At 41.1% G+C, this 9,824-nt stretch carries 9 protein-coding genes; 3 read left to right on the top strand and 6 right to left on the bottom strand.

Translation table 11 applies throughout. The annotated features are described in order from the left end of the window. Nucleotides 1-151: 151 nt before the first annotated feature. The 4 genes from O9332_RS20545 to O9332_RS20530 all read right to left on the bottom strand — a co-directional run bounded on the left by O9332_RS20545 (nt 152) and on the right by O9332_RS20530 (nt 4,761). Nucleotides 152-376: a DUF433 domain-containing protein gene (locus O9332_RS20545; RefSeq protein WP_002745983.1), complete on the bottom strand. Its 225-nt coding sequence runs from the start codon at nt 374-376 to the stop codon at nt 152-154. A gap of 243 nt (nt 377-619) precedes the next feature. After that, a complete protein-coding gene (locus O9332_RS20540) occupies nt 620-3,394 on the bottom strand; it encodes an NACHT domain-containing protein (RefSeq protein WP_288027174.1) in 2,775 nt (924 codons plus the stop codon). 61 nt (nt 3,395-3,455) lie between these two features. After that, the gene (locus tag O9332_RS20535; protein WP_288027172.1) at nt 3,456-3,887 is read right to left on the bottom strand and encodes a DUF29 domain-containing protein; all 432 of its coding nucleotides are present in this window, start codon (nt 3,885-3,887) and stop codon (nt 3,456-3,458) included. A 166-nt stretch (nt 3,888-4,053) separates the two neighbouring features. Next, nucleotides 4,054-4,761 carry a DUF8619 family protein gene (locus tag O9332_RS20530; protein ID WP_002740014.1) on the bottom strand — a complete coding sequence of 236 codons (708 nt, stop codon included), beginning with the start codon at nt 4,759-4,761 and terminating at the stop codon, nt 4,054-4,056. Nucleotides 4,762-5,019: 258 nt separating this feature from the next. Here O9332_RS20530 and O9332_RS20525 point away from each other — a divergent pair, with 258 nt between their 5' ends. The 3 genes from O9332_RS20525 (at nt 5,020) to O9332_RS20515 (ending at nt 8,309) form a co-directional block, all read left to right on the top strand. Then, a complete protein-coding gene (locus O9332_RS20525; protein ID WP_004159337.1) occupies nt 5,020-5,886 on the top strand; it encodes a Uma2 family endonuclease in 867 nt (288 codons plus the stop codon). Then, nucleotides 5,883-7,328, top strand: coding sequence for a precorrin-3B C(17)-methyltransferase (cobJ, locus tag O9332_RS20520; protein WP_004159339.1), 1,446 nt, complete (start codon nt 5,883-5,885; stop codon nt 7,326-7,328). The genes O9332_RS20525 and cobJ overlap by 4 nt, the downstream gene beginning before the upstream one ends. 615 nt (nt 7,329-7,943) lie before the next feature. Continuing rightward, nucleotides 7,944-8,309: a DUF1815 family protein gene (locus O9332_RS20515; protein WP_002801757.1), complete on the top strand. Its 366-nt coding sequence runs from the start codon at nt 7,944-7,946 to the stop codon at nt 8,307-8,309. Between the two features lie 43 nt (nt 8,310-8,352). Here O9332_RS20515 and O9332_RS20510 read toward each other — a convergent pair whose 3' ends face one another. Both O9332_RS20510 and O9332_RS20505 read right to left on the bottom strand, forming a co-directional pair. Further along, a complete protein-coding gene (locus tag O9332_RS20510; RefSeq protein ID WP_004159345.1) occupies nt 8,353-9,321 on the bottom strand; it encodes a glycosyltransferase family 2 protein in 969 nt (322 codons plus the stop codon). A 95-nt stretch (nt 9,322-9,416) separates the two neighbouring features. Then, nucleotides 9,417-9,824 (bottom strand): RNA-guided endonuclease TnpB family protein (locus O9332_RS20505; RefSeq protein WP_288027168.1); only part of this gene is annotated, 408 nt, incomplete at its 5' end.

The following is a 9,824-nucleotide window of genomic DNA, read 5'->3' as shown; positions in this document are numbered from 1 at the left end:
ACTCGACCGACCCAACTGCAACAAAAAGCGTTAGATTTATTGGGAGTTTCCCTGATTTGTACCCAGTAACGGGGCGGCGGAAATTCTCTTAATCCCTTCTACAGCACAGGTTATGGCTTTTTGTCAACGGGGAAGTCCAGTAATAACAGTTTCATAAAGAGGTGATAAATAATTTTTTCTCTCGATCAGCAGCAAAAGCCAAACAAGCTTTGATATCCTCGGAAGTTAATTCTGAAAAATCCTCAAGAATTTCTGCTTCTGTCATTCCTGCTGCTAAATATTCTAGAATATCGTACACAGTTATACGCATTCCTCGAATGCAGGGTTTTCCGCTGCGTTTTCCAGGTTCAATGGTAATAATGTTTTGGTAACTCATAATGCTTTAATTATTTGGACTTTCCCAATTATATCTTATTTGATGACAGAGATCGCACTCCACCCCACCGACAAGAACGATCACCCTTTAACTTCTTACCACTCTTAGGGTGTAAAGTGCGAAAGCATAATGCACCAATTTAATAATAAATTTGCTGCGTGGGGTGCGGATTGTTAATTTTGGTTTTTGATCAGAATTAGTAGCCGCAAACACGCACCCTACAAAATTAGCAGATTAGCTATCTTAATCGGGATTTCTCCAATCTCTGAAATTACTATAGTAAAGAAATTCTTGAAAACCTTCTTTGATTTTAGCATCTACATCCGTTCTAGCTAATATTGTTTCGATAATTGCTCCTATTTCCGAGTCAATTGTTATTCTAGCTAATGCCGTCAAAAGTCCAATAATTTCCCCTTCAGCCTTATTAGCTAGTTGTTGAATAATGGGTAAAGTTTGAGGATTATCTCGCCAATAAGTTACTAAAGCTTCAATTGCTTTCCATTCACCCTTATTAGCTTGTTGTTGAATAATGGGTAAAGTTTGCGGATTATCTCGCCAATGGGTTACTAAAGCTTCAATTGCTTTTGATTTACCCCTATTAGCAAGTTCTTGAATTTTAGATAATGCCACTGGGTATAGTTGAGCAATTTGAACCAATGCGTCGATAATAGGTTGTTGTCGCCAACTGGTTGCTGCAGATTGAGCTATTTTTTGAAGCATATTCCATCCGTTGGGATCACCTTGCCAATTTTTTACAACACAAGAAATACTTTTGTCTCTGTTTTTCTCCCTTTGTCCCCACCGGTTTCCAGTATCATATTTTTTATAATAACTTATATCTTTATCATAAAGCCTTTCTAGTTGATTTAACAATCGCTGACTTAGTTCAACATAAATAGACTGGTTTCGCAATTCTCCATAACAATCTGCTGCCAAAAAAAGATGAGCAAATCCCTTGTCTTTTTCCTCCATATCAATGAGATAATTAATTAATTCTTCAGCAACTTCTTTGGGAAATTCTGCACTTAGCATCCCCATCAATAAACATAAAACTTCTTTCCAAACAGGATCTGAACAATGTTCTCCAAATACTTTGGTTTTCAATTCCTCAAGAGTAATTCCGTCTGGTAATCCTCGTTTTTTAAATCTTTCATAAAACTCGCAAGCACAAAAGTATTCTAAAAAAGTTCGATGAACAAAAGCAAAAGCATTGCCACCTAAAGAACAAAGAATAAAATTACGATAGCGCAGTTGTTTGATAATTAAATCAGTCAGATCACTAGCCACTCGTTTGTTAATTCCTGTTTTTTCAAGATATTGAGTCAAAACATTTTCTAATTCTTCCTTATAGATTAAATTAGCAGCTAACCCTTTTTCTCCTGCTTGCATGGCACTTGCGACTAAACGCAGAATGTCCCTTTTATCTCTTAGATCAATATTGTAAAGATATTTTTTCAGTTCAGGATCAATTAATCCTTCCTTGGTTTCAAAATCCCATTGATGTAATAACACCTCTGACGCTTTTTCATAAAGTTTTGAGCGATCTCTTGGTAATTCTTGAGTTCGATTTAGAATAGCCATCATCGTTAATAATAAAGGATTTCCTGCTAATTCTCGAATCGCTTTTGACTCCTTAATTGCCTTTTGTAAACGTTCTTGTTTTTGGGTTTTATCATCTCGATTTTCAAAAGCTAAATCATGCCAACGTTGAATAAAATCTTCAATCTGATCTTTATCTAAATCTTGGATCATAAAATGGTCAAAACCAGCATGATTTAATTCTTCTGCTTTATATCCTAACCAGCGAGAAGTGACAATAATCTGCACTTGAGGATATTGAATACTAAAACGTTTGATATCCGTGACAATTTCTTGTCTTAATTGAGGATTAAAAACTTCATCTAAACCATCAAAAAGCACAAGAGCCTGACCTTTTTTAAGCTTATCATCTAAAGCAAGTTGATTGAGATGACAAATCAGATTACCTTGATGGAAAAATTCTAGAATATTCTTACACTTTTTTTCATCCTTATCTCTGGCATAAATACGCAATTCTATCAAAAGAGGAAGGGGAAGCAAAACACGCTGACTGAGTTCTTTTTCAGCCCAATTTAAAGCTAAATACTGCAATAAACTCGATTTTCCCGCCCCCGGATTACCTAAAATTACGGTTCTTGGGTATTCAGAAGAATTGACGATATTCAAAACAGAATCTAATTTTTCATTGACATATTCTTGCCGTTTTCGTTCTAGTTCTGCTTGAGTAATTTCTCCCCTATCTACAAGTTCCTGCAGCACTTCTTTAGGTAATTCATAAAGTTGAGGAATAACCCGTTTGTATCGTCTCACATTTTGCGGCACAAACATTCGCCAGAGTTTGATTTGCTCATAAGTCGTTGTGTCTAAACATTCTAATTTAAGATGGCCATATTCCTTTTTTAATCCTTCCGCATAGTTATCTAAATTATAATCTGTTTTAACTCCTGCTATTTCTTGAATATTTTGGCTATCTTTATTCTGTAACTTAACTAAAAAAACGGCTCTTAGCTTTTCAGAATTTTCAATAATTTCCTGAGTTTTTCTCAAATAAAATTTACCTAGTTTTTCCCAGTTAAATTCAGCAGGTAACGGGGGTAAATTAAGTCTTTGCCAAGATTGAGCTAACCTAAAAGTATCAAGGATTTGACAATCAATATCAAAAGCATCCCCTAAAATAGGTTTAACTTGGTCATCTTTAATAAAAGTCTTGAGAGGTTTTTCAAAGTTTTTAATTTGATCATCTTCCAGATCGGCCATTTCTAACTGTTGCTGAAAGAGTTCTAAAAACTCCTTCATTGCTTTGCCATAAGCTTCTTTTTGAACATCTTTTTCAGGTAAGTGTAACACTTTACCTAGACTGTTTTTAAAAAATTCCTTTACGTAATCTTTTGCACCCTCTTTTGCCAACTCTTGCATTACTGAAAGAACAAGCGAACCTGCGGCTGGAGTAACCCCCCAGACAATTAACCAGTCAATCATGGCGATAAACTTAAGATTCTGTGGATACTATCTAAGCTTACCAACTTTAATCGTTTTTCGCCTATCGTTCCGACAAATGAAGAGAACGATTTAAAATATCCTCAATACCGTAGGGACAAACGGGGGGAAACTCTAATCCCGTCTCTCTAAAGGCATCGGCACAAGCAACAGCATAGAGTTTAAATAGGCTTTCATCGGTTAAATATCGCTTTAAACTGGGGCTATCGTCCAAATAAAGCCTAATATTAGCTCTTTCTCGCTGAATAGTTCCCAACCAACCCCTGGATCGCCGTTGAGGTTGATAGTCCCACTTTAATAAATGATGCAAAATTAATCTGAGACTAGCAAGTAAGCGATCGCGCTCCCGTTTCGACAAATCCCGCACCTCTTCGACTAAATTCTCAATATCTAACTCGGAAAACCGACCGGAAGCTAATAAATCGGCCATTTGTTCGGCCCAAAGTCCAAAGTCTTGCTCATAGGATGCCGTCATCGATTTATCTCCTTCTAAGCTCAATTAACATTATATTGAACCTCTTGCATAATTAATTTTTGATGGTTCAAAAACAGCAAAAATAAGGATTAAATTAGCCAAAATCTGTAAATTATGATTAATTGATGACCGGGAAACTGGTATCTTTTCAAAGATCGCCGAACCATTAACGGGTTTTGCGTCTTCGGATGACATTATTAGAATAACGAGAAGGTTTTGGCCGGGGTTCTTTTCCCCCTCCTAATTCGCGACTAACTTGCTGGAAAATATCCCGTCGCAGCACAGGATATTCCCCTATCCACTGGTCGAGTTGGGGAAGATGGACATCAGAAAGCTGATTGATATCCCCTAAATCGGGGTCTCGAGACATTAACAAAGCTTCGGCCACCATCCCGGGACGGATCGATTTATGGATGCGTTTGAGGGGAGCGCGAACGATCGCCGAAAAGCCAGTTTGATCACCGATTTCTAGATTAATACAGCGTTGGCGATTTTCGATAATCTCTAATTCCCCGCGTTTATTGACCCTTTCTTCTTCCCCGATTAATTCCTCGGTGACAAAAGCATCGAAAACGCGACCGCGCCAAAACCCCCCGTAGGGAAGACGACGATAGGTATTATTGCGAACACTGGCCCAATAAACCGGACCCCAGAGCCAATATAAACCGGCGATAATGTCGAAAATCAGTTTAATTGTTAAACCACCCGGGCCGAATAAATTACCGATTAACCAAGCTGCGGTGAGAGCGATGATAGAAATGAATAAACGGCGCAGAAAATCAGACCATTTACCCCAATAGTGAGCGTACTGGGGACCTGTGGCGATAATCGGGACAATTTGCTCGATCGATTGACGGGTAAGGGGAACCAACATTATCAGTTATCGATTATCAGTTATCAGTTATAGTGTGCCTAATTGATTCGTGAATGGGTAGGCTCTAGAAGTCGGGTGTCGCTTGACGGCAAGCAGAGGACGTTTACCTTTCATTTAGGCGCGCTATATCAGTTATGACAGCGTTTCTCATAACTAGATGAAGTGTAACCTAATTTGGTATCGACCACCGACTTCCCAAAAGGAAAATTTTGTACCTCACCACTAAGATAAATGCTATAGTTTTGGGGAATTGTCTATATGTTGGTTGCCATTCATCCCATCGCTAAAAGCTCAGGACTTCTGGCGAAATTTCAGTTAAAAATTAAATCCCGCAAGAAGTCCGATGAAACAATCTATAATAAAATCAATGCTGTTTTGTTCCCAAAGACTGCCACCATGACTTCTTCCCCGGTTAAATCCTTAAATTCTCAGGCTGTAACCACTCAACATTTACCCCCGTTAGAAAATGGGGATCGCTTAATTCGTCCCGAATTCGAGCGCCGTTATCAAGCTATGCCAGGATTAAAAAAAGCCGAACTGATCGAAGGAGTTGTATATATGGCATCCCCATTAAGGTTTAAATTTCATGCTGAACCCCACGGACGTTTAATCACTTGGGTGGGAGTTTATCAAGCTGCTACCCCCCAAGTACAAATGGGTATTGAGCCAACAGTCCGCTTGGATATCGACAACGAACTACAGCCGGATGGGGTGTTATTAATTAGTCAAGAAAGCGGGGGAAAATCAACCCTAACTGTAGAGGGATACCTAGAAGGAGCGCCGGAATTAGTGGTAGAAATTGCCGCTAGTAGTGCCGCCATAGATTTAGGGGATAAAAAACGTGCTTATCGTCGCAGTGGCATTCAAGAATACCTTATTTGGCAGGTATTTGATCAAAAGATTGATTGGTTTAGTTTAGAAAATGGCGATTATATTTCTTTGTTACCCAACCAAGAAGGGGTGATTTGCTCTCTAGTATTTCCGGGTTTGTGGTTAGATATTTCAGCCATGCTCAACGGCAATATGTCACGGGTGTTGGACATCTTAAAGGCTGGAATTAACTCGGTAGAACATCAAGAATTTATCCAAAAGTTAACTGCAGCGCAGTCGGGGGAAGCCAAATGAAACCTCCAGCTATTCTGATTTTAGGAGAAACCAGTATCCCCGTTGCTCGTCAAGTGCAAATGGCCCTACCGGAAGCAGTGGTTTATGGGTTAATAAAGCGTACCCAGTCGGCTGATTTTACCTATACTAATTTTGGCGAAACGGTGCGAGAATTTTTCCAGACGGGAACGCCAATTATTGGCATTTGTGCGGCGGGTATTTTGATTCGCACTTTAGCACCTTTATTAACTAATAAATGGCAAGAACCACCTGTATTAGCAATCGCAGAAGATGGCAGTGCCGTAGTGCCTTTGTTGGGGGGTTTACAAGGGGTTAATGATCTCGCTCGTCAAATTGCCTCGGTTTGGCAAATTTCTCCCGCAATTACCACCACTGGTGATATTAGATTTAAAACTACTTTATTATCGCCACCACCGGGTTATCAGTTAGTTAATCCCGATGATGCTAAGAAGTTTCTGTCCGATTTATTGGCGGGTGAAAAAGTAAAATTAATCGGTGAAGCGGACTGGTTAAAAAATAGTAATTTACCGATTTCATCAGCAGCAAAACTGAGCATTGAGATTATCGATAAAAATAACTTAAACTTGGCAAAACCTAGCACTGACTGTTTAGTTTATCTGTATGAGGAAAGCCAGCAAATTAAGGAAAAATCCAGTTTGTCCCCAGGGGATTTTGCCCAGGAAAGTCAAGGTAAATTAGCCATAGTCGGAACTGGACCTGGTGCGCTAAATTGGATGTCGCCGGAAGTTCGAGAAGTATTGGAAAAAGCCACGGATTGGGTGGGTTATAAAACCTATTTGGATTTGGTAGAATCCCTGCGAAAACCAGAAATTGTCCGCCATGAATCGGATAATCGGGTGGAACTCGATCGCGCGGAAATGGCCCTAGATTTAGCGGCTAAGGGGCGATCGGTTGTCTTAGTTTCTTCCGGAGATCCCGGAATTTATGCCATGGCCGCGGCCGTGTTTGAGGTATTAGAAAAAAAAGCAAAACCAGCATGGGATGCGATCGCCATTCAGGTCTGTCCGGGGATTTCGGCGATGCAAGCGGCGGCCGCCAGGGTTGGCGCACTTTTAGGACATGATTTTTGTGCGATTTCCCTATCGGATATTCTCAAATCTTGGCAGGTGATTTCTCAGCGCATTGAGTTAGCGGCCCGAGCCGATTTAGCGATCGCATTTTATAATCCTGTGTCTCAAGAGCGCACTTGGCAATTGGAGAAGGCAAAAGAGATTTTATTACAATGGCGCTCGCCGCAAACTCCTGTGGTACTAGCGCGTAATTTAGGGCGAAAAGGGGAAACAGTGACGGTGAAATTCCTAGAGGATATGACTATTAAAGATGCGGATATGCGAACCATAATTTTGATTGGATCGAGTAAAACTCGCCTGATTGAGCAGGGTAAAAGCAAGCAATGGGTTTATACTCCACGTCACTATTAAGTAGGGTCTGCGGCAAAAAGTTTCTTGGTGGGGGCAGGGTGTGGGGTGTAGGGTGTAGGGTGTAGGGTTTTACCGATTTTGAGGGGGTCAATTACCTAATTTTCAGGTAAAAAGTCCCAGAATTTTCCACCCGATCACTCCGGGATCTGGTACTTTTTGGTTTCCAAAAAGTCTAAAAGTCTTACCCAACAAGGTTTTTATATTTATTCAGCAAACCCTAATTACCAGTTACTGTTTACTGGACGGCTACGCCGTGCCTTTGGCAACACTGAAAAAAGCTCCCCTCCCTCCGTATCTGGAATGGACGCATAGGTTTATGTGATTGTCAACATAGATTTGCGAACTTTTTTGTCGAAACCGGATCTTAAACTTTAAAAATAGGCATGATGGGAATAGTTGGGATCGAGGGGGTGGAAAGACGGATAAACTGGTAGCTTTGTACTTACACATACTTGGCGATATCAGGAATTCACGCTACTCTAGGTATCGGGTTCTTTACATTTTGTTACTTAACATCCGTAAACAAACCTGGTTCATATACTTTATACTCTCAAAAAAGAATCTTAAAAAAGTATTAAGGTTTTATAATTGAGCAGTGTTGTCAGGAGGAACATTGTGTTTAAACGACTTGCAGAACAGCATCGCCAACTGGTCAAAGACTTGGTCATGGATTTACAGGCCTTAGCGATCGCACTAGAAAATCAAGGTTATCTAGCATCTTGCTACACCTGTGGCGGTCAAATGAACAGCGCATCCTTTATGGTCGGATTGGGTGAAACCCATCTAATTCGGTTTCTCGTGTCCGATTACGGCATCACCTGGACAGAAATGCGCGATGATCGAGAGTTAATGAAACTCGAAGGTGCGGAAGCCATCAGCCAACTACAGGAATTAGCCAATCTGATTAAATATCAAATTTCGCCGGCGGAATTTATTGACAAAAAACCCTCCTCCGTGCTGCAACGGTTAGAGACGGTTTAACCCCAGATGTGACCTAGACCTGTATGTTTAGCGAACTTTTTCCCTAACCTTTCAGCCAACTGTTAGCTAGATAGGCCATTCGTTTCATCTCTTTTCGTCCCCGGGAGACGGAATCGAGGATCATGCCACAGGTCAAACTTAAAAAGGCTAAAAGCATGATCGAGGCCGATAAAATAGCGGTGGGAAAACGTGGTACTAAGCCGGTTTCGAGGTATTCAAACAGGACGGGGATCGCTAAGAGGAGGGAAATAACCGCCAAAATTAGCGAGACAAGGCTAAAAAAGAGAAAAGGACGAATTTCTTTAAAAAGTAGGATAGCGGTTCCCAATACTCGCCAGCCATCTTGAAAGGTTTTTAACTTACTTTGGGAACCTTCGGGACGTTCCCCGTAGAGGGTTGGTTCTTCAGCGAAGGGAATTTTTAATTCTAAAGCGTGGATAGTTAACTCGGTTTCAATCTCGAAACCATTGGACAAAGCGGGAAAAGATTTGACGAAACGACGAGAAAAGATGCGATAACCGGAGAGCATATCGATTAAACGCGCTCCAAACAGAAATTTCACCAATCCCGTTAAAAATAGATTACCGGCGCGATGACCGGGACGATAAGCCTGGGAGGATTTTGCCGCTTCCCGACGCGCACCGACCACCATATCTAACTGTTCTCGCAGCATTCGTTCAATTAAGCGTCGTACTGCCGCAATTTCGTAGGTATCATCACCATCGATGAGAATATAGATATCGGCCTCGATATCGGCAAACATCCGCCGGACAACATTGCCTTTTCCCGGTTGGATTTCCTGACGCACGATCGCCCCCGCTTTGAGGGCCTCGGTCACGGTATCATCGCTAGAGCGGTTGTTATAGACATAAATTGCCGCTTCTGGCAGAAAAGTTTGAAATTGGGAGACCACTTTTGCGATCGTTAGTTCTTCGTTGTGACAGGGAATAATCGCCGCAATACGATAGTTTTTCAGGGAAATAGGCGATCTGGTTGTCAGGTTCTCGATCATGGCTGACGACAATGTTTAATAATAGTTAGGGGTGTTTCTTGACGTTGGACGGCTTGACATCCTCACCGCCGTAAACGGACGGTGATTCCCAAACCTCACGATTTAGGTTTCTGCTTCTTTCCCTTGCGGGGTTCCGCACCTGCCTTAACAGATTTACTCTGTTCTGGTCTTATGGTCGCAACCCGGACTGACACCGCAAGCCCTGCGGCCAAAATATTTTTACTGGCGTTAATATCTCGGTCATGGTGAGTCCCACAGTCTGGACAGTCCCATTCTCGAACATTTAACGGCATTTTTTCAGCAATATACCCGCAATTACTACATCTTTTAGAGCTAGGAAACCATCTATCTATTTCGATGTAGTTTCTCCCATACCAACGGCATTTATAGGCTAATTGTCGGGTGATTTCTCCCCAACTAACATCAGATATTGCCTGAGATAATTTCGGGTTTTTGACCATATTCTTGACGGCTAAATTCTCAACCACAATCGTTTGGTTTTC

Origin of the sequence: Microcystis sp. LE19-10.1B (assembly GCF_027530565.1) — a bacterium.
Taxonomy (GTDB): domain Bacteria; phylum Cyanobacteriota; class Cyanobacteriia; order Cyanobacteriales; family Microcystaceae; genus Microcystis; species Microcystis aeruginosa.
Note: the sequence above shows the minus strand (reverse complement) of the source record. Positions and strands in the feature narration are given on the sequence as shown.